At 71.5% G+C, this 26,335-nt stretch carries 27 protein-coding genes and 1 pseudogene; 7 read left to right on the top strand and 21 right to left on the bottom strand.

Annotated elements, in window-relative coordinates:
* Positions 1-130 precede the first annotated feature (130 nt).
* From ACFYNU_RS34325 to nhaA, 4 genes are all read left to right on the top strand, one after another.
* A complete protein-coding gene (locus ACFYNU_RS34325; RefSeq protein WP_356589127.1) occupies positions 131-862 on the top strand; it encodes a 2OG-Fe(II) oxygenase in 732 nt (243 codons plus the stop codon).
* Complete coding sequence (locus ACFYNU_RS34320; RefSeq protein WP_356589125.1) at positions 859-1,143, top strand: Ada metal-binding domain-containing protein; 285 nt, start codon at positions 859-861, stop codon at positions 1,141-1,143. The genes ACFYNU_RS34325 and ACFYNU_RS34320 overlap by 4 nt, the downstream gene beginning before the upstream one ends.
* Complete coding sequence (locus ACFYNU_RS34315) at positions 1,125-1,691, top strand: hypothetical protein (RefSeq protein WP_356589123.1); 567 nt, start codon at positions 1,125-1,127, stop codon at positions 1,689-1,691. The genes ACFYNU_RS34320 and ACFYNU_RS34315 overlap by 19 nt, the downstream gene beginning before the upstream one ends.
* Before the next feature lie 81 nt (positions 1,692-1,772).
* The gene (gene nhaA, locus ACFYNU_RS34310) at positions 1,773-3,668 is read left to right on the top strand and encodes a Na+/H+ antiporter NhaA (protein ID WP_356589121.1); all 1,896 of its coding nucleotides are present in this window, start codon (positions 1,773-1,775) and stop codon (positions 3,666-3,668) included.
* Between the two features lie 66 nt (positions 3,669-3,734).
* Here the strand turns inward: nhaA and ACFYNU_RS34305 are convergent, their stop codons facing one another.
* The 3 genes from ACFYNU_RS34305 to ACFYNU_RS34295 form a co-directional block, all read right to left on the bottom strand.
* The gene (locus tag ACFYNU_RS34305) at positions 3,735-4,745 is read right to left on the bottom strand and encodes a D-cysteine desulfhydrase family protein (RefSeq protein ID WP_356589119.1); all 1,011 of its coding nucleotides are present in this window, start codon (positions 4,743-4,745) and stop codon (positions 3,735-3,737) included.
* Positions 4,746-4,813: 68 nt separating this feature from the next.
* Positions 4,814-5,275, bottom strand: coding sequence for a DNA-binding protein (locus ACFYNU_RS34300; protein WP_356589113.1), 462 nt, complete (start codon positions 5,273-5,275; stop codon positions 4,814-4,816).
* A gap of 80 nt (positions 5,276-5,355) precedes the next feature.
* Positions 5,356-6,132: a polysaccharide deacetylase family protein gene (locus ACFYNU_RS34295; RefSeq protein ID WP_356589358.1), complete on the bottom strand. Its 777-nt coding sequence runs from the start codon at positions 6,130-6,132 to the stop codon at positions 5,356-5,358.
* Between the two features lie 490 nt (positions 6,133-6,622).
* Here ACFYNU_RS34295 and ACFYNU_RS34290 point away from each other — a divergent pair, with 490 nt between their 5' ends.
* Positions 6,623-7,021, top strand: a complete 399-nt coding sequence (locus ACFYNU_RS34290) for a YkvA family protein (RefSeq protein WP_356589109.1) — start codon at positions 6,623-6,625, stop codon at positions 7,019-7,021.
* A 25-nt stretch (positions 7,022-7,046) separates the two neighbouring features.
* Here ACFYNU_RS34290 and ACFYNU_RS34285 read toward each other — a convergent pair whose 3' ends face one another.
* From ACFYNU_RS34285 to ACFYNU_RS34265, 5 genes and pseudogenes are all read right to left on the bottom strand, one after another.
* Positions 7,047-7,790: a carbonic anhydrase gene (locus ACFYNU_RS34285; RefSeq protein ID WP_356589356.1), complete on the bottom strand. Its 744-nt coding sequence runs from the start codon at positions 7,788-7,790 to the stop codon at positions 7,047-7,049.
* A gap of 243 nt (positions 7,791-8,033) precedes the next feature.
* The gene (locus ACFYNU_RS34280; protein ID WP_356589107.1) at positions 8,034-9,041 is read right to left on the bottom strand and encodes a 1-aminocyclopropane-1-carboxylate deaminase; all 1,008 of its coding nucleotides are present in this window, start codon (positions 9,039-9,041) and stop codon (positions 8,034-8,036) included.
* 35 nt (positions 9,042-9,076) lie between these two features.
* Complete coding sequence (locus ACFYNU_RS34275; protein WP_356589354.1) at positions 9,077-9,559, bottom strand: FCD domain-containing protein; 483 nt, start codon at positions 9,557-9,559, stop codon at positions 9,077-9,079.
* A 21-nt stretch (positions 9,560-9,580) separates the two neighbouring features.
* Positions 9,581-9,739: pseudogene (locus ACFYNU_RS34270) on the bottom strand (GntR family transcriptional regulator); the annotation flags it as partial.
* Positions 9,740-9,860: 121 nt separating this feature from the next.
* Positions 9,861-10,505, bottom strand: coding sequence for an alpha-ketoglutarate-dependent dioxygenase AlkB (locus ACFYNU_RS34265; protein WP_356589105.1), 645 nt, complete (start codon positions 10,503-10,505; stop codon positions 9,861-9,863).
* A gap of 77 nt (positions 10,506-10,582) precedes the next feature.
* Between ACFYNU_RS34265 and ACFYNU_RS34260 the strand changes: the two genes are divergently transcribed.
* Positions 10,583-11,080 carry a DUF1990 domain-containing protein gene (locus tag ACFYNU_RS34260; RefSeq protein WP_356589103.1) on the top strand — a complete coding sequence of 166 codons (498 nt, stop codon included), beginning with the start codon at positions 10,583-10,585 and terminating at the stop codon, positions 11,078-11,080.
* 153 nt (positions 11,081-11,233) lie between these two features.
* On the opposite strand, the gene ACFYNU_RS34255 is transcribed toward ACFYNU_RS34260, so the two are convergent.
* From ACFYNU_RS34255 to ACFYNU_RS34225, 7 genes are all read right to left on the bottom strand, one after another.
* Complete coding sequence (locus ACFYNU_RS34255) at positions 11,234-12,178, bottom strand: alpha/beta fold hydrolase (RefSeq protein ID WP_356589101.1); 945 nt, start codon at positions 12,176-12,178, stop codon at positions 11,234-11,236.
* Between the two features lie 199 nt (positions 12,179-12,377).
* The gene (gene urtE / locus ACFYNU_RS34250; protein WP_356589099.1) at positions 12,378-13,070 is read right to left on the bottom strand and encodes an urea ABC transporter ATP-binding subunit UrtE; all 693 of its coding nucleotides are present in this window, start codon (positions 13,068-13,070) and stop codon (positions 12,378-12,380) included.
* Positions 13,070-13,891 carry an urea ABC transporter ATP-binding protein UrtD gene (urtD, locus tag ACFYNU_RS34245; protein WP_356589097.1) on the bottom strand — a complete coding sequence of 274 codons (822 nt, stop codon included), beginning with the start codon at positions 13,889-13,891 and terminating at the stop codon, positions 13,070-13,072. Before urtD ends, urtE begins: the two co-directional genes overlap by 1 nt.
* The gene (gene urtC / locus ACFYNU_RS34240; RefSeq protein ID WP_356589095.1) at positions 13,888-15,105 is read right to left on the bottom strand and encodes an urea ABC transporter permease subunit UrtC; all 1,218 of its coding nucleotides are present in this window, start codon (positions 15,103-15,105) and stop codon (positions 13,888-13,890) included. The genes urtD and urtC overlap by 4 nt, the downstream gene beginning before the upstream one ends.
* Positions 15,102-16,001, bottom strand: a complete 900-nt coding sequence (gene urtB, locus ACFYNU_RS34235; RefSeq protein WP_356589093.1) for an urea ABC transporter permease subunit UrtB — start codon at positions 15,999-16,001, stop codon at positions 15,102-15,104. The genes urtC and urtB overlap by 4 nt, the downstream gene beginning before the upstream one ends.
* Positions 15,998-17,251, bottom strand: coding sequence for an urea ABC transporter substrate-binding protein (gene urtA / locus ACFYNU_RS34230; RefSeq protein ID WP_356589091.1), 1,254 nt, complete (start codon positions 17,249-17,251; stop codon positions 15,998-16,000). The genes urtB and urtA overlap by 4 nt, the downstream gene beginning before the upstream one ends.
* A 137-nt stretch (positions 17,252-17,388) precedes the next feature.
* A complete protein-coding gene (locus ACFYNU_RS34225) occupies positions 17,389-18,486 on the bottom strand; it encodes a substrate-binding domain-containing protein (protein ID WP_356589089.1) in 1,098 nt (365 codons plus the stop codon).
* Between the two features lie 141 nt (positions 18,487-18,627).
* Here ACFYNU_RS34225 and ACFYNU_RS34220 point away from each other — a divergent pair, with 141 nt between their 5' ends.
* Positions 18,628-19,182 (top strand): MarR family winged helix-turn-helix transcriptional regulator, encoded by a 555-nt coding sequence (locus ACFYNU_RS34220; RefSeq protein WP_356589087.1) that lies wholly within the window; start codon positions 18,628-18,630, stop codon positions 19,180-19,182.
* Here the strand turns inward: ACFYNU_RS34220 and ACFYNU_RS34215 are convergent.
* The 6 genes from ACFYNU_RS34215 to ACFYNU_RS34190 form a co-directional block, all read right to left on the bottom strand.
* Positions 19,105-20,418, bottom strand: a complete 1,314-nt coding sequence (locus ACFYNU_RS34215) for an acyl-CoA dehydrogenase (RefSeq protein ID WP_356589085.1) — start codon at positions 20,416-20,418, stop codon at positions 19,105-19,107. The two genes, ACFYNU_RS34220 and ACFYNU_RS34215, sit on opposite strands and share 78 nt — an antisense overlap.
* Before the next feature lie 165 nt (positions 20,419-20,583).
* A complete protein-coding gene (locus ACFYNU_RS34210) occupies positions 20,584-21,042 on the bottom strand; it encodes an Rrf2 family transcriptional regulator (protein WP_356589083.1) in 459 nt (152 codons plus the stop codon).
* 37 nt (positions 21,043-21,079) lie between these two features.
* On the bottom strand, positions 21,080-22,438 hold the full coding sequence (locus tag ACFYNU_RS34205) for an LLM class flavin-dependent oxidoreductase (RefSeq protein WP_356589081.1): 1,359 nt from the start codon (positions 22,436-22,438) through the stop codon (positions 21,080-21,082).
* A 38-nt stretch (positions 22,439-22,476) separates the two neighbouring features.
* Entirely contained in the window at positions 22,477-22,980 is a 504-nt protein-coding gene (locus ACFYNU_RS34200) for a flavin reductase family protein (RefSeq protein WP_388768327.1), read from the bottom strand.
* 203 nt (positions 22,981-23,183) lie between these two features.
* Positions 23,184-24,440, bottom strand: coding sequence for an ROK family protein (locus ACFYNU_RS34195; RefSeq protein WP_388768325.1), 1,257 nt, complete (start codon positions 24,438-24,440; stop codon positions 23,184-23,186).
* 299 nt (positions 24,441-24,739) lie between these two features.
* A complete protein-coding gene (locus ACFYNU_RS34190; protein ID WP_356589075.1) occupies positions 24,740-26,275 on the bottom strand; it encodes an SDR family oxidoreductase in 1,536 nt (511 codons plus the stop codon).
* Positions 26,276-26,335 lie beyond the last annotated feature (60 nt).

Raw genomic sequence — 26,335 nt, 5'->3', positions numbered from 1 at the left:
ATCGCCTCAGGCACGGGGTGCTCAGCCCGCCCGCCGCCCGTAGTGCCATGTCCGAATACCGCCAGCACGGGAGATCTCCGGACGGCACTCTCGACAGTGCGACGAGAGCGACCGGAGAGGCGGAGAGACGATGAAGACCATCAACCGAGCAGGCCGGACCGGCGATCGTGTCGCCGCGCAGGACTGGGACACGATCGCCGGCGATCTGGACGCGTACGGCAACGCCCTCACCGGGCAGCCGCTCCTCTCCCCCGCCGAGTGCCGCGCGATCACCGCGCTGTACGACGACGGCGAGCGGTTCCGCAACACCGTCGACATGGCCCGCCATCGGTTCGGGTCCGGGCAGTACCGGTACTTCACACACGATCTCCCGGAGCTGGTGCGGGAGTTGCGTGCCGCGCTCTATCCCCGGCTGCTGCCCGTCGCACGCGACTGGGCCGCGAAGCTGGGCAGGATCGCGCCCTGGCCCGACACGCTGGACGAGTGGCTGACGCTGTGTCATGAGGCGGGGCAGGCCAAGTCCGCCCAGATCCTGCTCCGTTACGGCGCCGGCGACTGGAACGCGCTGCACCGGGACGTGTTCGGCGACATGGTCTTCCCGCTCCAGGTCGTCGTCGGCCTGGACACGCCCGGCACGGACTTCACGGGCGGCGAGTTCATCATGACCGAGCAGCGCCCGCGCGCCCAGTCGCGGGGCTCGTCGGCGACGATCCCGCAGGGCCACGGGCTGGTCTTCACCACCCGCGACCGGCCGGTGCGCTCGGCGCGGGGCTGGTCGAACGCGCCGATGCGGCACGGCGTGAGCACGGTGCGCTCCGGCCACCGGCACACCCTCGGCCTCGTCTTCCACGACGCCACGTGAGGTACGTCCTGCTGGGCCCGGACGGCGTACCGTACCCGAGCGCCACCCCCGGCACACTCGGCGGCCACCGCCGCGGTCGCCTCTACGGCCGGCTCGACTGCCCGTCCGCACTGCGCGCCCTGAGCCATGGGCGGTATGCCGCGCACCGGGTGTTCTTCGCCGACGAGGCCACGGCCGTCGCGGCGGGGTACCGGCCGTGCGCCGTGTGTCTGCCGCGCGCGTACGCCCGCTGGAGAGCCGACACGGAAGGGAGCGCCACGGCATGTCCCGCTCACCCCTGATCAGCGCCGAGGATCTTGTCGCGTACGGGGCCGGCTTCGGTACGGGTCCCGCCACGCCCGCCACGGAGCCTGCCGCCGCGCACACCGACGCCGAACTCGACGCGCTGATGGGCCTGTTGACGGCGCCGAAGACGCGGATCCACTCCGTCGCCGTCGGCCACAGCCGTGACGAGGCGTCACGCGCCGCGGCTGCGGCGTTCGGCGACGCGTGGACGGCGCGCGGCGGGGGGATCCTCGCCGTGGTCGACTGGCCCGAGAGCGCCGCGTCATGGCTGCGGCCCGCCCGGCGGCTGACCGCCGGGCACCCGGACGCGTGGGTTATGGCGGCCACTCCGCTCGGTTTCGCGCAACTGGCGCGCCGGCTGCGGCACAGCACCGCGTGGGATCCGGCGCGCACCGTCGCCTTCGCGTCGTTGCTGGACTCGCGCGTGCCCGCGCTCGCCGGGCCTGAGACGGTGCACGGTCTGCGGGGCGCCGCCGCCGACGGTGGCACCTGGGACATACGCCGAGGCTGGGTCACCGTCCGTCCCGCGGCCGTAAGCCGGTGAACGGGGCGGTTACGGCGAGAGCCCCGGGCGACACACTGCCCGCTGCCCGTCCCGCCCGCCCGGCGCGTAGAGAATCCAGAAATGACGGATTCCTCATCAGCCGCCGGATACACCGCGCAGACCGAGTGCGGCGGGCCGACGCGGACACCATGGCGGGTGTTCCTGCGTACCGAGACCGGCAGCGCGGCCGTCCTGCTGGTCGCCGTGATCGCCGCGCTCGCCTGGGCGAACGCCGACCTCTCCTCGTACGACCGCTTCTGGCGGACACATGTGGGGCTGTCGTTCGGGTCGCGGAGCCTGTCTCTCGAAGTGCGCGACTGGGTCAACAGCGGCCTGATGTCGGTGTTCTTCTTCGTCGTCGGTCTTGAGGCGCGCCGCGAGCGGGACATGGGCGAGCTGCGCGACGGGCGGCGTATCGCGCTGCCGGTGTTCGTCGGGGTGAGCGGCATGCTCGTGCCCGTCGCGCTCTATCTCCTCGTCAACGCCGGGCACAGCAGCGTCCACGGGTGGGGCGCCGCGATGTCCACGGACACCGCCTTCGCCCTCGGCATGCTCGCCCTGCTCGGCAAGCGCCTGCCCACGGGGCTGCGTACGTTCATCCTGGCCGTGACCGTCGTCGACGACTTCGTGGCTCTGGGGGTGATCACCTTCGCCTACAGCGAGCGCGTCGCGCCCGTCGCGCTGCTCGTGGCCCTCGGCATTCTCGGTGTGATCGTGCTGCTGCGTTACGAGGGGGTGCGCCGCGGCGGCTGGTACGCGCTGCTGGGGGCCGCCGCGTGGGTCGCCCTGTGGGAGTCCGGTGTCGACCCCGTCGTCATCGGGCTGGTGATGGGGCTGCTCACGTCCGCGTACCCCGCCGCGCGAGACGATCTCGAACGTGCCAGCGGCCTCTTCCGCCGGTTCAGGGAACAGCCGACGCCGGAACTCGAACGCTCCGCGCGGATCGGGCTGGCGTCGGCGATCTCGCCGAACGACCGGCTGCTGCGGATGTACCACCCGTGGTCCAGCTATGTGATCGTGCCGGTGTTCGCGCTGGCCAACGCCGGGATCCAGATCTCCGGCGACCAGTTGTCGCAGGCATTCACCTCCCCCGTGACGCTCGGCATCGTGTGCGCGTTCGTCGTGGGCAAGCCGGTCGCCGTCCTCACCGCCTCGTGGCTGTCCGCGCGGTTCAGCCACGGCCGGCTGCGCCCGCCGGTGGGCTGGGGCGCCGTCGCCGCCGGGGGGACGATCGCGGGTGCCGGTTTCACGGTGTCGCTGCTGATCGCCACGCTGGCCTTCGAGGGCGAACAGCTCGAGAACGCGAAGATCGGAATCCTCACCGCGCTGCTCGGAGCGTTCACGGTGACATGGGCCGTCAGCGCCGTGATCGGGCTGCTGCCGAAGCGGCGCCGTAACCGCGCGCTGCTCGGCACGGCCGAGTCGATCGTCGACCTCGCGGTCCCCGTCGATCCCGAACTCGACAAGATCCGGGGCCCGTTGACGGCGCCGGTCACGGTCGTGGAGTACGGCGACTTCGACTGCCCGTACTGCGGGAAGGCCGAGCCGGTCATCCGGGAACTGCTGGCCGACTTCGGGGACGTCCGCTACGTGTGGCGGCACATGCCGCTGACCGACGTGCACCCGGGCGCGATGCTCGGCGCCGAGGCGTCGGAGGCCGCGCACGACCAGGGCGCGTTCTGGGGGATGCACGATCTCCTGCTCGCGCGCGAGGGCACGCTCCAGCTCACGGACGCGCTGCGCTTCGCCGCCGACCTCGGTCTGGACACGGAGCGCTTCGAGCGGCAGCTGCGGCGGCGCAAGGGCGCGGGGCGGATCGCCGACGACGTGGACTCCGCGGATCTGAGCGGTGTGTCGGGGACGCCGACGTTCTTCATCAACGGGCGCCGTCACCACGGGGCGTACGACATCGGCCATCTCTCGGCGGCGGTGCGCACCGCCCGGCAGCAGGCGGCGCTCACCGAGCCGGAGTCATGACATCGGGGTGACGCTCCGTCGGATGCTCGACGGGTCGCTCGGTCGGGTGCTCAGCCGGTCGTCCCGTCAGGTGCTCAACGGGTCGCCGTCGACGGCCAGTTCGGCCGCCGCCCTGGCCAGGGTCGGCGGGTGGCCGAAGAGTCCGGGCAGCCCGCCCGAGTGCAGGAAGACCGTGCGCCGGCCCGGGGTGATCTCACCGGCCTGGACGGCGGCCGTCAGTCCGGCCATCGCGCGCCCGGTGTAGATGGGGTCGAGCACCATGCCCTCGGTGCGGGCGGCGAGCGTGAGGGCGGTCATGACCGGTTCGGTCAGCACGGGGTAGCCGGCGCCGACCTGGTCGAGCCGGATACGCAGGGACTCCGGCGGACAGTGCGTACCGGAGAGTCCGGAGACCAGGTCCGACACGACGCGGGCGGGATCGGTGACGGCTCCGCAGTGGACCCCCAGCACCCGCTCGGGTCCCAGTGAGTCGACCAGTCCGGCCATGGTGCCGCCGGAACCGAGCGCGACGACCACGGACGTCAGATCGGGTGCCTGGCTGAGGAGTTCCTGTCCGCACTCGACGTAACCGCGGGCGCCGAGTGCGCTGGATCCGCCGAAGGGGATCAGCGCGGGGACGGCGCCCCGGTCCCGCAGTGTGCCGGCCACGTGCCGCGCGGTGGCGGCGATCTCGTCCTTGCCGCCTTCACCGGCCCACACCACGCGCGCGCCGAACAGCCCGTCGAGCGTGAGATTTCCGGACTCGGACGATCCGGATTCTCCGGCCAGGACGAGAACGACATCGAGGCCCAGCCGGGCACCGGCCGCCGCCGTGAGGCGTGCGTGGTTGCTCTGCGGCGCGCCGGTCGTCACGAGGACCGTGGCGCCCTCGGCCAGTGCCGCGCCGCAGGTCCATTCCAGTTTCCGTACCTTGTTGCCCCCGCCGCCGAGACCGACGAGGTCGTCGCGTTTGACCCACAGGTCGTCGGCGCCGAGGCCGAGCGCGCGGGCCAGTCGTGGCATCGGTTCGAGCGGGGTCGGCCAGCTGCCGAGCGTGGCGCGGGGCGGCTGGGCGTCGCCCGTGGAGGTGGTCACCATGGCTCCACTCTGCCTGCCCGCCCCGCGATTCGCCGCTCGTGGTGTCCCGCCCCGCGCGGCGCGCCGCTCTACTCCCTCTCGTCACCGGCGGGCTCGTCGGTCGCCGTACGCCCGACCAGCCGTTCGTAGCGCTGACGGGCGGCCTGCGGGGTGCCGAGACCGAGGCCGAAGGCGACCTCCTGCCAGGTCATACCCCGGCCCCGCGCCATCTGGAGGAGTCCCGCTTCCAGTTCGTCCATGTCTCCACGGGCGCGCGGCACGAGGCTCAGCGCGGCGGTGATGTCGGCGTGGTCCACCTCCGGCTCGTCCGCCTCCCGCTTCGCGGCACCGCTGAGCAGGAACGACACGAGCCGGACGGCTTCGTGCGGAGCGATGACGGACGGATGCGTCTGCCTGCGCCGCTGCGCGTCGGTGGCCGCATGCCGCTCGGCGATACGGAACAGCGACGCGTGCACCCGGTGCGCACGGGCCTGGTCCGGGTGGGGAGCGGTGAAGGGGTCGGAGGTGTGCTGGTCAGGAGTCGATGGCATACGGCAAGCATGCTCGGCACACATGTTGGTGTCAACCGATCGTGTTGAACACTCTGTTCAACTCCGACCTGTTCGGCAGCTCATGGGCGGTACACCTCGCCCGGCTTCGGGACCGCCGGCGCGAAGAGCTGGGGAACGGTCACGAACGTGAAGCCGCGCTCCTTCAGCTTCTTGATGATCCCCGGCACGGCGGGGACCGTCCCGTCGTAGATGTCGTGCAGCAGGATGATCCCGTCGGCGGACGCGTCGTCGAGGATGCGGCGCTCGATGAGGGCGGAGTCGGTCGTGGAGTAGTCCTTGGCCGTGGCGCTCCACAGGATCTGCGAGAGGCCGAGTTCTCGGGAGATGTCGGTGACGTCGCCGTTGGTACGCCCCTGGGGCGGGCGCATCAGCGTCGGCTCGCGTCCGGTGATGTCGGCGATGGCCTTCTGTGTGCGGGCGAGTTCCTCGCGTATCCCGTCCCGGTCGAGATCGGTGAGTATCCCGTGGCTCCAGGTGTGGTTGGCGACCTCGTGCCCCTCGTCGGCGATGCGACGCACGGTCTCGGGATGGGCCAGTACGTGATTCTTGCCCAGCAGGAAGAAGGTGGCCGGGACCTTCTCGTCCTTGAGGATGTCCAGCAGCCGGGGCGTGTCCTTGCCGGGGCCCGCGTCGAAGGTCAGGGCGATGCACTTGGCCTCGGCGCAGTCGACGGAGCCGTACCGCCCCTTGCCGTCACCTCCCGCGTCCCCTCTGACCGATGCGGGCGAGACGGTCTGCGTGCCGCAGCCGGTGAGGGTCAGGGCGAGGGCCGCGACGACGGCGAGGGCCGCGACGGCCGTGCGGCGCACGGGTGCGAATGAGCTGTTTTCGGGCATGGCGGAGCCAGGTGTGGCGGTCTCGGGCATGGCGGTGCTCTCTCTGCGTTCTGTGTGGTGTTTCCGGCGGCGCTCGGCGCACGAGCGGCACGAAGGCGTACGGCCGTGAGCGGCGCGACCGGCATGACGGAACCCGCCCCGAGGCCTCGCGACGGCGCGCGCGGGGGGTTGCCGTGTGACTGAAGGGGCCCTCGGAAGGGCGGGTGCTTACATCCGGTTCCCGTCACCGCGAGGGGGCGCGGGGCAGGGCGGATGGAGCCGGGCATGACGGAAAACGCCAGGCCAGATGGGGTCCCATGACATGCGAGTCACTATACACACGAGGTATACGCACAGTGCATAGAGGTCCGGAATCCGCCCTTCGGGAATGGGCAACACGGTGAACTCGCGCAGTTCGTACGTTGGAGTGCCCCGTTACGGGAAGACGCTCGGGGACAGACCCTCAGGCCGTCAGGTCCTCAGGCTCTCGCCACAGGAGGCCACGGAAACGATGGACACCAGCCCCACGGTCATCCTGATCGTCGCCGCCGTCGCGCTCGCGGTCGTCGCGATGCTCGTCGCGACGGTCGTTCTGTTCGTCAAGGTCTTCCGGACGCGCGCCCTGCTGCGCGAGGCCGGGGTGCCGCTGTCCAACCGCGCCGCCTACTGGGGAGCCCTCATCTACACGGTGAGCCCCGTCGACCTGCTGCCCGACCCCGTCTATCTCGACGACATCGGCGTCCTGCTCCTCGCCCTGCGCTCCCTGCACGCGGCGTCGGCGGGTGCGGCGGCGCGCGTCCACGGCCGGGAACTCCGGGGCGGGGAAGCCCAGGACGAGGAACTCCGGGGCCGCAAACGCAAAGGATCGCGGACGAGAAGCACTCGTCCGCGATCCCTCGGTTCGCCGTGAGGGAGCCCCGCCGGGCTCCGGTCGATCAGCTGAGTCGGTGGACCAGCTGGGTGTTCAGTTCGTAGCGGGCGCCGACTATCTCCAGCTTGCCCTCGGCCACCTTGGCGGCGAGGTCGGGGTCCGACGCCAGGCTTGAACGGACCAGCCGCACCTGGGCGTTGACGGTGGAGTCCACGCGCGCGTCGCCCTCCAGCGAGTGGTCGATCGCGGGCTCGATCTGGTCGGCCAGGTACTGGATGTGGGCGGGCAGGGACTCGCCCGTCTCCTCCGCGTGCACGGCGGCGGCGACGGCGCCGCACGACTGGTGCCCGAGGACCAGGATCAGCGGGATACCCAGCTCCAGGACGCCGTAGGCGATGCTGCCGCGCACAGCCTCGTCCAGGACCTCACCGGCGGAACGGACGGTCATCAGATCGCCGAGCCCCTGGTCGAAGACCAGCTCCGGCGGTACCCGCGAGTCGATGCAGCCGAGTATCAGCGCGAAGGGGTCCTGACCGGACACCAGCGCCTGCCGCACGGAGTGCGACTCGTTCGGGTGGTGCTGGTTGAAGGTGCGCCACCGGCGGTTGCCCGTGGAGAGTTCCGCCAGTGCGGCGGCGGGAGTGGTGGGCCTCTTGGAACGAGAGGCCGAAGTCCGGGTGGCGGCGCTCGCCGGCGCACCGGCGATGATTCCGCTTCCGGCCGCGGTGGCGACCGCCGCGGTGGCGACGGAGGCGCGGAGCAGCGCGCGGCGGCTGGTCGCCACCGGCATCTGAGCATGTGTGGTCATCTTCACGCACGGACGTTAACTTCCGTAACATTAAAGGACTTTCATACATAGGAAGTCTTGGGCGTCTCTTGAATAATCCTTGGCTATAAATAACCTGAACGTGACCATTGACGATCGTTTCGCGACATCCAGTGATCGATGAAACGCCCCCGCGCGGTGCGTGCGCGAGGGCGTTCGACAGGTTGAACTACGCCTGGAACGACAGGAGTTCACCTTGTAGACACATTCCGTTCCGGCTTCCGCTCAACGGAATACACCGCTGTACGCATTGAGAGCGGGCTGGCCGCCGAGGTGCGCGTAAAGCACGTTCGACGTCGGCGGGATGTCTCCACCGCGTACGAGATCGATCAGCCCGGCCATCGACTTCCCCTCGTACACCGGATCGATGATCATGCCCTCCAGGCTGCCCGTGAGCCGGATGGCGTCGAGCGTGGACTCCACCGGGATGCCGTAGAGGTCCCCCGCCCAGCCCGACAGGACGGTTGTCTCGTCGTCCCTCACCTCCCGCCCCAGGCCGATGAGTTCGGCGGTCGCGCGGGCGATCCTCGCGACCTGGGCGCGGGTCTCGCCGATCTTGGCGGAGGCATCGATACCGAGGATCCTGCGCGGGCGGTCCTGGCCGGCGAAACCGGCGATCATGCCCGCCTGTGTGCTGCCGGTGACGCTGCAGACCACGATCGTGTCGAAGAAGACGCCCAGCTCTCGCTCCTGGCGCTCCACCTCGTAGGCCCAGTTGGCGAAGCCGAGTCCGCCGAGGGGATGGTCCGAGGCGCCGGCCGGGATGGCGTACGGGGTACCGCCGCCGGCCTCGACGTCGGCCAGGGCCTGGTGCCAGCTGTCCTTGGCGCCGATGCCGAACCCCGCCTCGACCAGGCGCACTTCGGCGCCCATGACGCGGGAGAGCAGGATGTTGCCGACCTTGTCGTTGACGGCGTCCGGCCAGTCGACCCAGCTCTCCTGGACCAGGACCGCCTTCAGCCCCAGCCGGGCGGCGACGGCCGCGACCTGGCGTGTGTGGTTGGACTGGATGCCGCCGATGGTGACTAGGGTGTCGGCGCCCCGCGCGAGGGCGTCGGGGATCAGATACTCCAGCTTGCGGGTCTTGTTCCCGCCGTACGCCAGACCGCTGTTGCAGTCCTCGCGCTTCGCCCAGATACGGGCGCCGCCGAGATGGGCGGTGAGGCGGTCGAGCGGGTGGACGGGGCTGGGGCCGAAGAGGAGAGGGTGGCGAGGGAAGTCGTCGAGGGGCATGCGTGGCTCCTGAGGTCGGGGCGGCGGGGCGGGTGTCAGTCCTCGTGCTCGTCCTGGGCCAGGCCTTGGCGCTCCTCCCCGTCCTCGTCCTCGTCGGACGGGAGGGCGTCCAGAAGAGGGGCGAGCGTCTCCCAGTTGGCCCGGGTCGCCGCCGCGGCGCCGTCCACGTCACCGGCGGCGCACAGCTCGACGATGCGGTCGTGCTGAGCGACCGAGCCCCGGCCGCTCAGCGAGGAGAAGCGCAGCCGCTCGACGCGGCGCAGCACCGGTGTGAACTGTTCGAGTACGGCGCGCAGCGCCTGGTTCGCGCTCGCGGTGACGGCCACATCGTGGAACGCGTCGTCGGCGGCCACGGCCGCGTCCACGTCGTTCCTGGCCAGGGCGTCGGCGAAGCGGGTGTTGGCGGCGCGCATGGCGTCGAGTTCGGCGCTGGACAGGTTGGGCAGGGCTTCCCGTACGGCCAGTTCGTGCAGGGCTGCGGTCACGGACTGCGCGCCCCGGGCGGCCCGGAGGTCCAGCGGGCTGACGATCGTGTAGCGGCCGGGCTTGGTCCGTACGAGGCCGGTCTGCTCCAGGCGTCCCAGCGCCTCCCGGATGGGGGTGCGGCTGATGCCGAGCCACTCCACCAGATCACCGTCGCTCAGCCGCTCCCCCGGCGCGAGTGTGCCGTCGACGATGGCGTCCCTGAGGGCCTTGTAGGCGTTCTCCCGGAGGAGCGATCTGGAGACGAGCCCTCAGCTCTGCGGTACCGGCATGCAATATATTGCACATCGCGAGCCCTCGACCGTCAAGGTCGTGGAGGTCACCGGCCCGGTGCGGTCAGCTCACGCCGCGCGGCCGGAACTGGACGCTGATGCGCGCGCCCACCGCGCGCGTCGTCTTGGGGATCGCGTGCTCCCAAGTCCGCTGGCAGGAGCCGCCCATCACGATGAGGTCGCCGTGCCCGAGCGGTCGGCGGACGACGGAGCCATGACGGTGGCGGGGCCGTAGCACCAGGTCGCGCGGGGCGCCGACGGACAGGATCGCGACCATGGTGTCCTCACGGGAGCCCCGGCCCGTCCGGTCGCCGTGCCAGGCGACGCCGTCGTGGCCGTCGCGGTAGTGGCAGAGCCCGGCGGTCGTGAACGGCTCGCCCAGTTCGCCCGCGTAGTACGCGCTGAGTGCGTCGCGCGCCTCGGTGAGGACCGGGTGCGGCAGCTCCTCACGCGTACCGTCCGCCCGCTCTCCGTAGAAGGCGAGCAGCCGGGGCACCGCCACCACCCGTTCGTACATCTGCCGGCGCTCGGCCCGCCAGGGCACGCCGGCGGCCAGTTCCTCGTACAGCGCGTCGGCGCCGCCGAGCCAGCCGGGGAGCAGATCGATCCACGCGCCGTCGCCGAGCACGGTCCGGGACATGTCCGTGAGCGGACCGAGCCGGATCTCGTCGGTCTGGTCGAAGAGGGAAGCCTGCGCGTGTGCTGCCATACGCCCAGCATAACCACACATTCGAACGTACGAACGATTACAGGTCCTGGTCCGTGGCAGGCGGCATGATGAGGCGTATGCGCGATCTCACCTACTCCGACGTGGGCATGACGGCGAAGGGCGGACCGGTGCCCCCGGGCTTCCACAAGCTGGAACTGCGCACATCGTTGGGACTCGGCACCTACGACCGCGCTGCCGAGGCGCTCTTCACCTGGCGGATGCACCGGGCCACACCGTTCATCCGTGTCCCGGTCGGGACACCGCGCGCCGCGCCGGGTGTACGGGTGTCGCTGCGGGCAGGACCGCTCACGGCACCGTGCGAGGTCGTCTGGACGGTCGACGAGACGGACCGGACCGGGTTCGCCTACGGAACGCTCGCCGGACATCCCGAGTGCGGCGAGGAGTCGTTCGTCCTGGAACGTCGGCCGGACAACTCCACCGACTTCGTCGTCGTCGCCGTCAGCCGGTCCGCGGCCTGGTACACGCGGGCGTTGGGGCACTGCGGACGCGGGCTTCAGCGGGCGGTGGCGCTCCGGTACGCCAAGAGCCTCAAGGATGTGGCCGGCACCAGGTGAGGCGTCGGTCCAGCGCCACGCGGACTCCTACGGCGTGACGCGCGCCCCGAGCCGGGCCGGAGGTCGCGCCATCGGCGCCGTGCGCCCATGCCGCCGCGTGCGGCCTCCGGCCGTGCGTCCGCTCCGCCGGCCCCCGCGGGCCGGGTGACCGACTCAGCTGAGGCAGCTCGCCGGACGGGCGTTCACCGGGTCGAGCGCGTTGAGTACGAGCCGGTACATGACTGTGCTGTACGCGATGCCCAGATGGGCGCTCATGTCGATCGGGCACGCGTCCTGGAGGGTGAGATTGTCGACCGGGGCGTCGGGGCCGGCGGTCAGGTACTGCTGGCGGTAAGGGGTGACCACCTCGTCGGTGCGTGTGACGACGGTCGTGTAGCGGACGCCCGGGACGGTGTCGCCGCCCGCGTCCAGCGTCACGTTGACGTCTGACCCGACGGTCTGGTCCTTCGCCGCCTGTCCGGCCATCCGTGCCGTGGTGTCCAGCACGCGCAGCGACTTGGCGAGGGACGCCATGCCCGACGCCGTCGTCCCGTGGTTGCTCGGCGCGACGCCCACCAGCCGGTGGGTCTTAGCCGCGCCCCCGTCGAACTTCAGATACCAGCGCGGCAGCAGTCCGCCGCCCTGCGAGTGCCCGACCAGGTCCGCCTTCCGCGCGCCGGTGGCGTCCAGCACCTTGTCGACGAAGGCGGCCACCTCCTTGGCGGACTCGGGGACATGGGCCCTGGCTTTGAAGACATCGCCTTCGGGGGCGCCGTAGTTGAGGGCGTAGACGCAGTAGCCGGCCTGCTTCAGTACGGGCGACAGACCCGACCAGTTGGCGTGGGCGTTGGCCCAGGTGCCGTGGATCAGGACGACGGGACGCGGATGCCCGGCGCTCGGCCGGCACGTCCAGTCGTTGGCACCGGGCGGCGCCATCTCGGGGGCGGCCTGCGAACGGGTGAACGCCGCGGCGAACTTCGCCAGGCCGGAGTTGGGGGCGACCGCCGAGGCGCGGGCGGAGCCGGAGGGAACGGAAGGCGACGAGGACGAGGGCGCCGCCGCCGCGACGGCGATCACCGCGGATCCGACGAGTACGGCGGCGGCATGTCTGAGCTTCAAGGGGTGCTCCCGGGCGTGTGGCCCCCGCTCGGCCCCGCGCACGGTCCCGGCGCGGGGCTCGGGGACGCGACGCCGGGTGGGGCGTCTTTCGATGACGCCCGTCATCCGAACGCATCCGCCCGCCCGCCGGTGGGATTGCCCCATCGGTGGGCGCGGAGCGCCGCGCACGGGACCCGGGGGACGGACCGGGCCCCGTCTCTCACACGCTCAGCGCGTCCCGTACGTCCCGCTGCGCGGCCTCGCCGCCCGCGCCGGTGGAGGTGACCCGCCCCGATTCCAGCACGTAGTACCGCTCGGCGGCGCGCAGGGCGAAGCCGACGTGCTGTTCGACGAGGAGCACCGAGAGCCCGCCCGCCGCGCTCAGCCGCAGCACGGCCTCCTCGATCTCGGCGACGACCGACGGCTGGATTCCCTCGGTCGGTTCGTCCAGCAGGAGCAGGCGCGGTTCGGTGATCAGGGCGCGGGCGATGGCGAGTTGCTGCCGCTGGCCGCCCGAGAGCAGCCCGGCCCGGCGCCCGAGAAGTCCTCGCAGCGCCGGGAAGAGATCGAGGGCGGCGGCCAGGGACGCCTTGCCGCCGCGTCGGCCGTCGGCGACGAGCTGAAGATTCTCCCCGGCGGTCAACTGCGGGAAGCTCTGCTGGCCCTGCGGTACGTACGCCATGCCCCGGGCGACCCGCTCGTGCGGCGCGAGGCGGGTGATGTCCTCGCCGTCGAGGCGCACGCCGCCTCCCTGGGGCCGCAGCAGGCCGATCGCGGTGCGCAGGAGAGTGGTCTTGCCCGCGCCGTTGTGCCCCATGACGACCGCCACGCCATCGAGGGGAACGGTGAGGGACACGCCGTGCAGGACCGAGCTGCGGTCGTAGCCGGCCCGGACGTTGTCGATCTCCAGCATCAGGCCTCCAGCCGGGCGGGAACCACGGTGTCGATGTCGGTATCGGTGGCGGTGGCGGTGGCGGTCTCGGTGTCGGGCGCGTGCCCGAGGTAGACCTCCTGGACCTGTGGATCGGACTGCACCTGGGCGACGGTGCCCTCGCTCAGCACGCGCCCGGCGTGCAGGACGGAGACGCTCCGGGCGAAGGAGCGCATGAAGTCCATGTCGTGCTCGATGACGACCACGGTCCTGTCGCGGCTCACCTTCCGCAGCAACTGCCCGGTGGCTTCCCGCTCCTCGTGGCTCATCCCCGCCACCGGCTCGTCCAGCAGCAGCAGTCGGGCGTCCTGCACCAGCAGCATGCCGATCTCCAGCCACTGCTTCTGGCCGTGCGCGAGGACCCCGGCGAGTCTGTCGCGCTGCGCGGTGAGCCCGATCTCCTCCAGGGCGTGCTCCACGCTCTCCGGTGCGGAGCGGCGCCTGCGCAGCAGGGTCAGCGCGGAGCGGCCGGCGCCGGCGGCGATGTCGAGGTTCTGCTCCACCGTCAGCTGCTCGAAGACGGTGGCGGTCTGGAAGGTCCGGCCGATGCCGGCGCGGGCGATGCGGTGGACGCTGCGCCCCAGCAGTTCCCGGCCGTCGAACTCGACCGAGCCGCTCGCCGGGGACAGGCCGGTGACGGCGTCCACGAGGGTGGTCTTGCCCGCCCCGTTCGGCCCGATGAGGAAGCGGATGTCGCCCCGCTCGATGTCGAGGTCGACGCCGTCGACGGCGGTGAATCCGTCGAAGGAGACGCGCAGGTCGCGGATCCTGAGCAGGACGTCTCGGGTCGTCGTACCGCTCATGAGGTCACCTCCGATGTGACGGCGGGTACGGTCCGGGCGGCCGGCGCGGAGGGTGACGTGGCCGGGGTCCGCGGCGGGGCCGTGTCGGTCGGGCCGGTCGTGTCGGTCGGGCCGGCGGAGGAGCGTCGGCGTCTCAGCACCCCGGCGAGGGACGCCAGACCGCCCGGCAGGAAGCCGACCACCAGAACGAAGAGCAGGCCCTGGGCGTAGGTCCAGGCGGCCGGGAACTCCTCCGACAGCGCGGTCTTCGCCCACGCCACGGCGATGGCGCCGAGTACCGCGCCGACCAGTGAGGCACGGCCGCCGAGCGCCGCGCCGATGACGAACTCGATCGAGGGGACGATGCCGATGAGCGCGGGCGAGATGATGCCGACGGCCGGGACGAAGAGCGCGCCGGCGAGACCGGCGGTGCCCGCGGCCACGACGTACGCGAAGAGCTTGACGTTGGCGGGGTCGTAGCCGAGGAACCGTACGCGCTCCTCCGAGTCCCGTACGGCGACGAGGAGTTCGCCGTAGCGGCTGTGGACGAGCTGTCGGACCAGGATCATCAGGATCAGCAGCACGGCGGCGATGAGGAAGTACACCGTGCGCTGGTTGACCGGGTCGTCGAGGTCGTAGCCGAAGAAGCCCTGGATGTCGGTGAGTCCGTTGGTGCCGCCCGTGGTGCCCTGCTGGCCGACGAGCAGGATGACCATGGCGACGGCGAGTGCCTGGCTGAGGATGGCGAAGTACGCGCCGCGCACCCGGCGCCGGAAGATGAGGAGGCCGAGCAGCGTGGCGACGGCCATCGGCAGCAGTACGGTCGCGGCCAGCGCGATCACCGGGTTCTCGAACGGCCGCCACCACCAGGGCAGTTGATCGACCTGCCCGTAGAGCTGCATGAAGTCGGGGAGTTCGCCGGGCCCGGCGTCGGCGAGCTTGAGGTGCATGGCCATCGCGTAGCCGCCGAGGCCGAAGAAGACGCCCTGGCCGAGGGTGAGGAGTCCGCCTCGGCCCCAGGCGAGGCAGATACCGACGGCGACGATCGCGAAGCACAGGTACTTCGCGAGGAGGGAGAGCCGGAAGTCGCTGAGGAGCGCGGGGGCGAGACCGAAGAGCGCGAGCGCTCCGAGGGCCAGGACGGCGGCGGCGCGCAGCCGTTTCGGGTCCCTCGGGCCGGGTGTCCGGGCCTTCTTCGTGCCGGCCGGGTCCGTCGTGGTGGTCGGTGTCGTCATGCCAGGCTCCGGGTGCGCAGGGTGAACAGGCCTTGGGGACGCCACTGGAGGAACGCGACGATGGCGACGAGGACCACGACCTTGGCGATGCTGACGGTGGTGGAGTACTCCATGACGGACTGGAGCATCCCGAGCGCGAAGGCGACGATGACACTGCCCTTGAGCTGGCCGATGCCGCCGACGACCACGACGAGGAACGCGTCGATGATGATGTTGGTGCCCATGGTCGGGCCGATGGGGCCCACCAGTGTCAGCGCGACACCGGCGATGCCCGCGAGACCGGACCCGATGAAGAACGTCGTACGGTCCACCCGCGCGGTCGCGAGGCCGGACACCTTCGCCAGATCGCGGTTCTGCACGACGGCGCGGATACGGCGGCCCAGCGGCGTCAGTCTGAGCAGCAGTGTCATGCCGACGACGGCGGTGATCGCGAGGGCCAGGATGAACAGGCGGCTGTTGGCGAGGGTGAGGCTGTCGCCGCCGGACTCGTACAGCGTGGTGTGACCGGTGAGCCAGTCGGGCGCGCGGGTCTGGACGTTGGGCGCGCCGAAGATGTCGCGGGCGAGCTGCTGGAGGATCAGGGAGACGCCCCAGGTGACGAGGAGTGTGTCCATGGGGCGCTCGTAGAGGCGTCTGATGAGCAGGATCTCCAGGAGGACACCCAGCGCGCCGGCGACGAGGAAGGCGGCCGGGAGGGCCACCAGCAGGGACGTTCCGGCGCTGCTGACGGTCTGCTGGACGACATAGGCGGTGTAGGCGCCGGCCATGATGAACTCGCCGTGGGCCATGTTGATGACGTTCATCTGCCCGAAGGTCAGGGAGAGCCCGAGCGCGATGAGCAGCAGGACGGCGCCGATGCTGACGCCGATGAAGAGCTGGCCGAGTATCACTGTCATGAGAGGTCCGCGGCCCAGTCGTAGCCCTTGAGGAACGGGTCCGGTTTCACCGGTCCTTCGGACTTCCAGACCTCGGTGATGAGCCCGTCGGCGCCTATCTTCCCGATGCGCGCGGTCTTGTGGATGTGCTGCGTGGCGCCGTCCACGGTGACCGTGCCCTCGGGGGCGTCGAAGGTGATGCCGTCGGACGCGTCGCGCACCTTGGCGACGTCGAAGGAGCCGGCCTTCTCGACCATGGCCTTCCACAGATGCACCGAGGTGTACGCGGCTTCCATCGGGTCCGACGTGGGCTTGTCCTGGCCGTACTTGGCCTTGTACGCCTTGACGAAGGCGGTGTTCGCCGGGGACTGGGTGGTCTGGTAGTAGTTCCAGGAGGTGAGCTGGTCCTTGAGGTAGGCGGCGCCGATCGACTTGACCTCCTCCTCGGCGATCGAGACGGAGACGACGGGCATGCCGGCCGCTGTGAGGCCGGAGGACTTGTACTCCTTGAAGAAGGCCACGTTGCTGTCGCCGTTGAGGGTGTTGAAGACGGCGTCGGCCTTGGCGGACTTGACCTTGCCCGCGATGCTGCTGAACTCGGTGGAGCCGAGCGGCGCGTAGTCCTCGCCCGCCACGGTCATCCCGTTGGCCTTCGCGTACGCCTTGATGATCTTGTTGGCGGTGCGCGGGAAGACATAGTCGCTGCCGACCAGATAGATCGACTTCTTGCCCTGCTTCTTCAGATAGTCGAGGGCGGGCACGATCTGCTGGTTGGTGGTGGCGCCGGTGTAGAAGATGTTGGGCGACTGTTCCAGGCCCTCGTACTGGACGGGGTAGAACAGCAGCGCGTCGTTCTTCTCGAACACCGGCTTGACGGCCTTGCGGCTCGCGGAGGTCCAGCAGCCGAACACCGCCGCGACGCGGTCCTCGCGGATGAGCTTCTCGGACTTCTCGGCGAAGGTGGGCCAGTCGGACGCCCCGTCCTCGCTGATCGCCTCGACGCGCTTGCCCAGCACGCCGCCGTCGGCGTTGATCTCGCCGATGGCGAGGTTGAGCGCGTCGCGCACGGTGACCTCGCTGATGGCCATGGTGCCGGAGAGCGAGTTGAGCAGACCGACCTTCACGGTCTTGCCCGACACGTCGGCCTTGACGCCTTCGCCCTCGGCCGACGTGTCACCCGTCTTGGCGCCGCAGCCGGTCAGGACCAGTGCCGCGGTGGTGACAAGTGCCGTACAGCTCAGGGCTGTTCGGATGGCGCGGGGAGTGGGCATCGAAGCCTCCTCGCCCCCGGACGGGGGCCGTGAAGTGCGGGTTGCGGTGACGGCAACGAGCTTCGAGGCGGCTGGTTTCCCCGCTGTTTCACGGCAATTAATACTTCCCACAGGAAGTAACTCGACTGCGGACCGCGTCAGTTGTCCCGGTGTGGTCCCTCTTGGCGCAGTTCGGCCAGCACGTCGAAGTCGAGCCCGTCGGCGCGCGCGAGATAGATGCGCTGGCTGACATGGCGCCGGCGCAGCCGCAGGAAGCCGCGCGGTCCTTCGTACGAGACCTCGTCGGCGCCCGCGCCGATCGCCGTCACATCGAGGGTGCGGGCGCGCTCCACCAGCGCGGCGAGCAGCAGCACTCCCTCGTAGCAGGACTCACCGAGGCTGCCGGGCAGCGGCGCCTCGACACCGAACCGGCGGGCGTACAGGCCGTGGAAGTCGAGCGTGTCCTGGTTGGCGAGCGAGGCGAAGAAGCCGGCGGTGCTGTAGAGGTCGGCGGTGGCGTCGGCGCCGCTGGCCAGCAGCATGTTCTCGTCCATGAGGGTGCTCAGGCGCGGTGCGCGCACCGGCAGTCCCGCCGAGGCGAAGGCACGGTTGAAGCGCACGGCGTCGCTGCCGACGAGCAGCATGAGGACACCGTCGGCGCCCGACCGTTCGACCGCCCGCAGCACCGGCCCGAACTCCTCGGTGCCCAGCGGGAGATACGTCTCGCCGCACACCACTCCCCCGCTCTCCCGGGCGTAGCCGCGCGCGGCCAGGGCGGTACGGCGCGGCCACACGTAGTCGTTCCCGACCACGTACCAGCGCCTGATCCGGCGCTCGTCGGCCAGCAGCCGCATGGCCGGGCGCAGTTGGGCGGCCGGTGTCTCGCTGGTCAGATAGACGCCGTCGGTGCGCTCGCCGCCCTCGTACAGCGCCGTGTAGACGTACGGCACCCGGTGGGCGATACGGGGCGCGAGGACCTGCCGTACGGAGGAGATGTGCCAGCCGGTCACGCCGCGCACCGCGCCGCTCGCCACCAGCGACTCCACCTCGGCCGCCACCTGGTGCGGCGGGGCGCCGCCGTCCACGGGGACCAGTCTCAGCTCCCGGCCGAGGACACCGCCGTTGCGGTTGACCTCGTCGGCGGCGAGCTGCGCGCAGAGTCCGCAGGCGGGCCCGAAGATCCCGGCGGGCCCCCGCATGGGGTGGACGAGCGCGACGCCGATCGAGGTGTCGGCGTGCCAGCTGGACCGGCGCATGGCCCCATAATTGCCCGGCGCGGCGTGGGACTTCCGTGCTGTCCGCCCAGTGGAACGGGGGATCCGGCACGGGGGATCTCCGCGCCGCCCGGCCGCGCTTTGTACGATGGGCCGGTCACCGGACCGAGGAGCGAACGGCCCATGCCTCCCTCTGCGTCTCCCCCCACGCGTCAACCCCACGACCTGGTACGCCTGTTGACCGGCGCCGAGCGGCTGGTGCTGCGCCGGCTGCGCGCCGTGCTGGACGCCGCCGGCACGTCCGTCGACGCCTGGCGGGTGCTGTCGCTGCTCTCGGACGGGCAGGGGCACCGGATGAGCGCGGTGGCGGACTGCGTGTTCCTGCCGCCGCCCACGCTGACCAAGCTCGTCGATCAGCTGGTCGACCAGAATCTGGTGCACCGCCGTGTCGACCCGCTCGACCGGCGCCGGATCCTGGCGTATCTGACCGACGCGGGCCGGGTGTTGTGGTCCCGGCTGGACCAGGAGATCCGCGACGACTGGGCGCGGCTGCCACTGGCGGCAGAGGAGGACGAACTGACCCGGGGGCTCGGCCGGCTGGTGGCGACGCTGGAGGCCGCCGAGGCGGGCCGGGGCACGGAGGCCTCAGGCGTAGGGACCTCAGGCGCGGTTGGTGAACGGCGGGTGGGTGCCGTTGAGGTAGTGGTCGCCGATGTCGCGGAGCCGGTGGGCCGGTGAGCTCTGCGCGGTGAGCGCGCGGGCGTTGCGCCAGAACCGGTCGAGCGCGGCGCGGCCGTCGAACGACGCGGCGGACACGGTCAGTTCGAGGATGCGGGTGGTGATGTCGACGGCGGATCTGCTGGTGACGGCCTCGGCCGCGGCGACCAGGACGGCGATCTCGGCGCGCTCGTCCATACCGATGTCCCGCCCGGTCATCAGCCCTTGCTCCAGGGCGTCCGTCGCGCGTTCCACGACGGCGGCGGCGGTGTGGGCGGCGGTCGCCAACTCCCCGTACGCCAGCAGGAGATACGGGTCACCGCTCGGCCGTACGGCGTAGGTCGCCGGGTCGGACGCGTCGACCACGTCGGAGCGGGGCGCGGGGCGCACCGCCCGGCTGACGTCACGGGCCTCGGCGAGCGCGCCTTCGGCGATGCCGAGGGCGACATGGCTGAGGACGAGCCGCAGGGCGAGCGGCGCGAGCGCGGTGAAGGCGGAGACGGCGTGCTCGTCGCCCGGCAGTGCGCCGAGGATGTCCTCGGCGGCCACGGGCACGTTGTCGAAGTCGACGCTGCCGGCGCCGGTGAGCCGCTGGCCGAGGCGGTCGTTGTCGGTGCCGGTGAGTACGCCGGGATGGGCCGGGTTCACGAGTGCGATCAGCAGTTCGCCGGTGCGCGTGGAGGTGGCGCCGACGACGAGCCGGTCGGCCACGGTGACACCGGCCGCGAAGGTCCGCCGGCCGTTGAGCAGATGGCCCGGCCCGGCCGGGGAGAGGGTGAGACCGGGACCGGTCTCCGGGTCCGGGAGGTCGGTGCCGCCGCCGAGGAGCCAGCCCTGCGCGGCGGCGGACGGTTCGAGCCGGGTGGCCGTGTCGTCCTGGGCGGCGAAGAAGCGGCTGCTCCACGACAGCACGTAGTGCCGGGCGATGAGTTCGCCGATGGAGCCGTCGGCCGCCGCGATCTCGCGGATCACGGTGGCGGCGGTGCGCCAGTCGGCGCCGCCGTGGCTGACGTGGCCGGAGGGATCCGGGAGCGGGCTGTTCCCGCCGAGGAGCGCGGGCGGTGTCAGCAGCGCGGGCAGACCGGCTTCGCGCAGCCGTGCCACCTCGTCGTACGGCGGCTTGCCGGCCCGGTCGCGGGCGATCGCGTCGGCGGCGAGATCGTCGGCCACCTCCCGGGTGACGCGCGGCCACATCGCGTCGTCGGGCGCCGGGGGCTTGCGCAGGGGGGCGGTTCGGACCACGGGTTTCGTCGGCACGGTGCCGGCCACCTCCAACATCCCTAGTTTTCCCACTGGATTAGTAGGAATACTGGCACGGAGTTCCCGCCGCCCCAAGAGCGTGTTCATATGGTGGACTCGGATTCCGGTCAGCGGAACGGCACGGCGACGGCGCGGCGTAGGGCACCGCGAACGGCGCGTCGGTCAGGGGTTCGTCCAGGCCTCGGGGTCCGCCGCCAGCGCCGACACATGGTCCGGCAGCCCCGCCGTGGCGATGTCGGCCAGGGTCACCACATCGAGAATCTGGCGGACATTGGCTCGCAGCGCGATCCACAGCGGCAGCAGCGACTCGGCGGGGCCGGAGTAGGACAGCTCGGGCGGACGGACCCCGCGTACGGAGACGAGAGGTCCGTCCACCGCGCGGACGACATCGGCGACGGTGATGGTGTCCGCGGGCCTGGCCAGCCGGTATCCCCCGTTGCCGCCGCGCCGGCTCACGACGAGGCCGCCCCGGCGCATGTCGTTGAGGATGCCTTCGAGGAACTTGTGCGGGATGTCCTGGGCGGCGGCGATCGCCTCCGCCTTCAGCGGGGCCTCGTCGCGGGATGTCGTGAGCTCCAGCGCGGCACGTACCGCATAGTCCGCTCTGGCTGAAATGCGCATGCGCGCAGTATCGCGCACGACGGCGCCCCAGCCCCTGTCAGCCCGTACCGGCGGCGTTCCCCACCGTGTCGAACAACCGGTTGGCGGGGCGTGGCAGCCCGTAGTGCTCGCGCAGCGTCGTACCCGTGTACTCGGTGCGGAACAGGCCACGCTCCTGGAGGATCGGTACGACCTGGTCCACGAAGACCTCAAGGCCGGAGGGGAGCAGCGCCGGCATGATGTTGAAGCCGTCGGCCGCGCCGCTGTCGTACCAGTGCTCGATGGTGTCGGCGACCTGCTCGGCCGTGCCGGCGAAGGTGCGGTGCCCGCGGCCACCGCCGAGCCTGCCGATGAGCTGACGTACCGTCAGGCGCTCACGCCTGCCCAGCTCCACGATCAGGGTGAAGCGGCTCTTGGCGCCTTCGATCTCGTCCTCGGTGGGGATGTCGTCGGGCAACTCCTGGTCCAGCGCGAGCCGTTCCTCGGGTACGCCGATGAGACGGGCCAGTTGGCGCCGGCCGTACTCGGGGACGATGTGCCGCTCCAGCTCCGCGTCCAGTTCCAGCGCCTCGGCCTCCGTGGCGCCGATGACCGGCACGATCCCCGGCAGGATCTTGATGCCGTCCGCCTCGCGCCCGAAGGACTCCGCGCGCCGCTTGACGTCCTTGTAGAAGGCGACGCCCTCCTCCAGGGTCTGCTGCGCGGTGAACACGGCCTCCGCGTAGCGCGCCGCGAAGTCCTTGCCGTCCTCGCTGGAACCGGCCTGGACGAGGAGGGGGTGGCCCTGCGGGGAGCGGCTTACGTTCAGGGGTCCGTCGACCCGGAAGTGGGGACCGCGGTGATCGATCCGGCGGACGCGTTCGGCGCGTGCGTAGACACCGCCCGCCTTGTCGTTCACCACCGCGTCGTCGGCCCAGCTGTCCCACAACTTGGTTGCCACGTCGAGGAATTCGGCCGCCCGCAGATAGCGCTCGCGGTGGAGCGGGGTGTCGTCCAGACCGAAGTTGCGGGCTGCGTCGGCGCCCGCCGTGGTGACGATGTTCCAGCCGGCGCGACCGCCCGAGACATGGTCGACGGAGGCGAACCGGCGGGCGAGGTTGTACGGCTCGTTGTAGCTGGTGGACGCGGTGGCGATGAGGCCGATCCTGCTGGTGACGCCGGCGAGGGCGGTCAGCAGCACGGTGGGTTCCAGGATGCTGGAGGGCCGCCGCCCCGGATCGCCGTGCAGGACGGGGCCGTCGGCGAGGAACAGGGAGTCGAGTCTGCCGCGCTCGGCGATACGGGCCAGGTTCTTGTAGTGCTCGACGTCCGTGCCGTCGGTGGGGCTCTGCGGGAGGCGCCAGGCGGCCTCGTGGTGGCCGACGGTCATCAGGAAGGCGTTGAGGTGCAGGGGCTTGCGGTCCGGGTCGCGGGACATGGGTCTTCTCCTCGGGGCGGGTGTGGGCGGCGTACGGCTCAGAGCGCGAGATAGCGGCCGTCGTGGAAGAGCAGCGGGCGCCGGTTGTCGTCGTGCTCGGCGTCCTCGACACGGCCCACGACGATGCGGTGGTCCCCGGCGGGGAGGATCTGCTGGACGCTCAGCCGCAGCCAGCCGGCGACGCCGTCGAGTACGGGCTCCCCGTCCGGCAGCCGGTGCCAGGCCGTGGGCGCGGCGAATCTGTCGATGCCGCTGGTCGCGAACGTCCGTGCCAGCGGCTCCTGTTCGGCGCCGATGAAGTTGACGACGGCCGACGACGCGCGCTCGATCGTCGGCCAGGACGATCCGGTGAGGGCGATGCCGAACGACACGAGCGGCGGGGAGAGGGACAGGGACGTGAGCGAGGTGGCGGTGAATCCGACCGGGCCGTGACCGGCGTCCGCGGTGATGACGACCACTCCCGCCGGATATCGGCGGAAGAGATTCTTGAAGCGCTCCGGGGCAATGCCCGCAGCGAGATGCGATGACACGGTGACAGTCAACGTCTCCCCCAGGAAGAAGGGTGGATGAGATGGAAAAGCGCAGGCAGTGGCCGGGTGTGCGACTGCGGGCGGGCCGGTGGCGAGGTCCGGCGAATTCAGTGATGGACCGTGGCGCGAGGAGAATTCAGGCGCGACAACAGGGGCAGGGCACGTAACGCGAGATCCGCTGCCGAATGGTCATGAATTCATTGTCCGGCGTGTCTTCAGGCCCGGTCAACATTGCAACTCGTCGAATTAACTCGGGAATCGGCGGCCGGGGGATCGACCGGGGACCAGGGGGCGAGCGGGTCCGCGTACAGCGCGCCGAGCGCCACGGCCGCGCCCGCCGTGGACAGCACGCTGCCGGTGAAACTGCTTGCCACGACGGCCTGTTCGGGGTCGTCGCAGACGAGCGAGCGCTCGGCGACCGCCGTCCGCAGATCGGCCAGGCAGTGGGGCAGGAGCCCCGTGCCCGGCTCGACGACCACCACGACCCCGGGGTCGAACATGTCCAGCAGCAGCGCCACCGCCCGGCCGACCAGTCTCGCTCTGCGGCGGAACAGCTCCAGCGCACGCGGCTCCCCCGCCAGCGCGCGCTCCAGCAGGGCGGGGAACGACGGTACGGGAAGGCCCTGTTCGGCCGCGAGCCGCACCATGGCCTGTTCGGAGACCTCCGATTCGAGGCTGCCGCCGCCACCGACCGGCAGATGGGCGATGCTTCCCGTGCCGTGCCGGGGTCCGAGGTGCACCTCTCCGGCCGTCGTGAACGCGGCGTCCACCACCGCGCCGACGAAGAGCAGTACGGCGCTCCCCCGCGTCGACGCCTCGCCGAACAGTTGCTCGGCCCGCGCCAACGCCCGTGCGTGGCTGTCCACCTGGACCGGCAGCCCGGTCGCGGCGGCGAGGTGGTCGCGTACCGCCACGTTCCGCCAGCCCAGTTGGGGATGGTGCACGACCACCCCGGCGTCGGGGTCCACCCGGTGGCCGGTGGCGACGCCCAGCGCCAGCACCGAACGGCCGTCGGCGTGGGCGGACATGAGCCGGGGCAGCCGTGCGGCGAGCGAGTCGAGCACCTGGCGCGGATGCGGGCGGGCCCCGTCGTGCGGGCGGCGGTCCTCGGCGACGATCCGGCCGCGCAGATCCATCAGGGACAGCGTCGAGTTGGTGACCGCGATGTGCGCGCCGGCCACCAGATGGCGGCTGGTGTCGATGTCCACGGGGACGTGCGGCCGGCCGAGCCCGCGTGGCCCCGTGGTCTCGGGGCTCTCCCGGATCAGCCCCCGGGCGAGCAGCCGTGCGCTGTGCCCGGTGACGGACGCCGGGGACAGTCCGGTGAGACGTGCGACGGTGCTGCGGGCGACCGGGCCGTGGTCGAGGACGGCGTTCAGTACGGTCCCGGTCCCCGGGGCACGGCGTGGCGGCGCGGCGGGCGGCGCGATGTCCGCGCGGCGTACGGGGGTGGGTCGGCGACGGACGGGCACCGGCGGCTTCTTCACGGGTGTCTTCCAGATCCTGGATGGCGGCGGTGGGGACCTCGGGGGAACATCCCGTCGGAGGCCGGCCGAACCGCGTGGGCGCTGTGACGTCAGGCCCGGTGACACGCCGCGGAGCACACACGCTTGAGGTCGATATGACCCCGAGTCGTCAGGTGCGCGGATCGCTGCATGTCTGGGACCGTAACCGCGGCGGCCGAACGAGGTCAATGACCGGCCGCATCCTGGACGCGCGGCGTCCACCTCCCCGTACGGCGCCGGGACGGGCGAGTTGGAGATCGGGCGCGTTACGCGTGGACGGGGGGCGCCGCCGCGTCCTTGCCCGCCGCCTTCGCGATGTTGCGCGCCATCCCGCCGAAGACGACGGCGTGGAACGGCGCGATGCTCCACCAGTACGCGTGCCCCAGCAGCCCGTGCGGATAGAACACGGCGCGCTGCCGGTAGCGCGTACGGCCCCGCTCGTCCCGCTCGACGCGCATCTCCAGCCAGGCGAGGCCCGGCAGCCGCATCTCCGCGCGCAGCCGCAGCAGTCGGCCCGGTTCGATCTCCTCGACGCGCCAGAAGTCCAGGGAGTCGCCGACCCGCAGCCGGGCGGCGTCACGGCGCCCCCGGCGCAGCCCGACACCGCCGACGAGCCGGTCCAGCCAGCCCCGTACGGCCCAGGCGAGCGGGAAGGAGTACCAGCCGTGGTCGCCGCCGATCCCTTCGACGACCCGCCACAGCGCCTCGGGGCCGACGTCGACGGTCAGTTCACGCCGGTCGGTGTAGAGGCTGCCGCCCGCCCAGTCGGGGTCCGTCGGCAGCGGGTCGCTCGGCGCGCCCGGGACGGCGGCGGCGGACCAGCGCGTGGTCACCTGGGCGTCCTGGATCCGTTTGAGGGCCAGGGTCAGCGCGTCCTCGAACCCGATGGGCCGGCCGGGGCCGTCGGGGACGTACCGCGCGATGTCGTGCTCGTGGCACACGACTTCGTGCCGCAGGGACTCGGCGAGCGGGCGGGCGATCGAGCGGGGTACGGGGGTGACCAGTCCGATCCAGTGGCTGGACAGGGTCGGGGTGAGGACGGGCACGGGCATGATCAGCCGGCGCCGCAGCCCGGCGACCGATGCGTACGCGTGCATCATGTCGAGGTAGGTCAGGACGTCGGGGCCGCCGATGTCGAAGGCGCGGCTGACCTCGGCGGGCATCCGCGCGCTGCCCACGAGGTAGCGCAGGACGTCGCGTACGGCGATGGGCTGGATCCGGCTCCGGACCCAGCTCGGTGTGACCATCACCGGCAGCCGTTCGGTGAGGTAGCGCAGCATCTCGAAGGACGCGGAGCCGGAGCCGATGATGACGGCGGCGCGCAGCACGGTGGTGGGGACGGGCGAGTCCAGCAGGATGTGCCCGACTTCGGCGCGGGAGCGCAGATGGGGCGAGAGGCTCCGTTCGGGTACGCCGGCCGGGGTGAGGCCGCCGAGGTAGACGATGCGCCGGACGCCCGCCGCGTGCGCCTGTTCGGCGAAGACGCGGGCGGCGTCGGCGTCGGTCCGCTCGAAGCCGGGGCCGGTGCCGAGCGAGTGGACGAGGTAGTAGGCCACGTCGATCCCCCGCATGGCGTCGCCGACCGACTCGGCGTCGGTGACATCGCCGCGTACGACCTCCGCCCGGCCCGCCCACGCGTGGTCGCGCAGCTTCTCGGGCGTACGCGCGAGACAGCGCACCCGGTGCCCGGCGTCCAGCAGCTCCGGTACGAGCCGGCCGCCGATGTAGCCGCTGGCACCGGTCACCAGACAGTGGAAGGCGGGCGCCCCGTCCGTGTCGGCCGCCGTGTCACCGTTCGTCATGAGGCCCTCCGTCGCCGGTTGTGCGTCGGCTCCACCCTCCCCCGGCAAAAGGAGTTCCGC

The sequence above is a fragment of the Streptomyces sp. NPDC006643 genome (genome assembly GCF_042870175.1).
Taxonomy (GTDB): domain Bacteria; phylum Actinomycetota; class Actinomycetes; order Streptomycetales; family Streptomycetaceae; genus Streptomyces.
The sequence above is the reverse complement of the archived record's forward strand: the minus strand, read 5'-3'. Positions and strand labels throughout refer to the sequence as shown.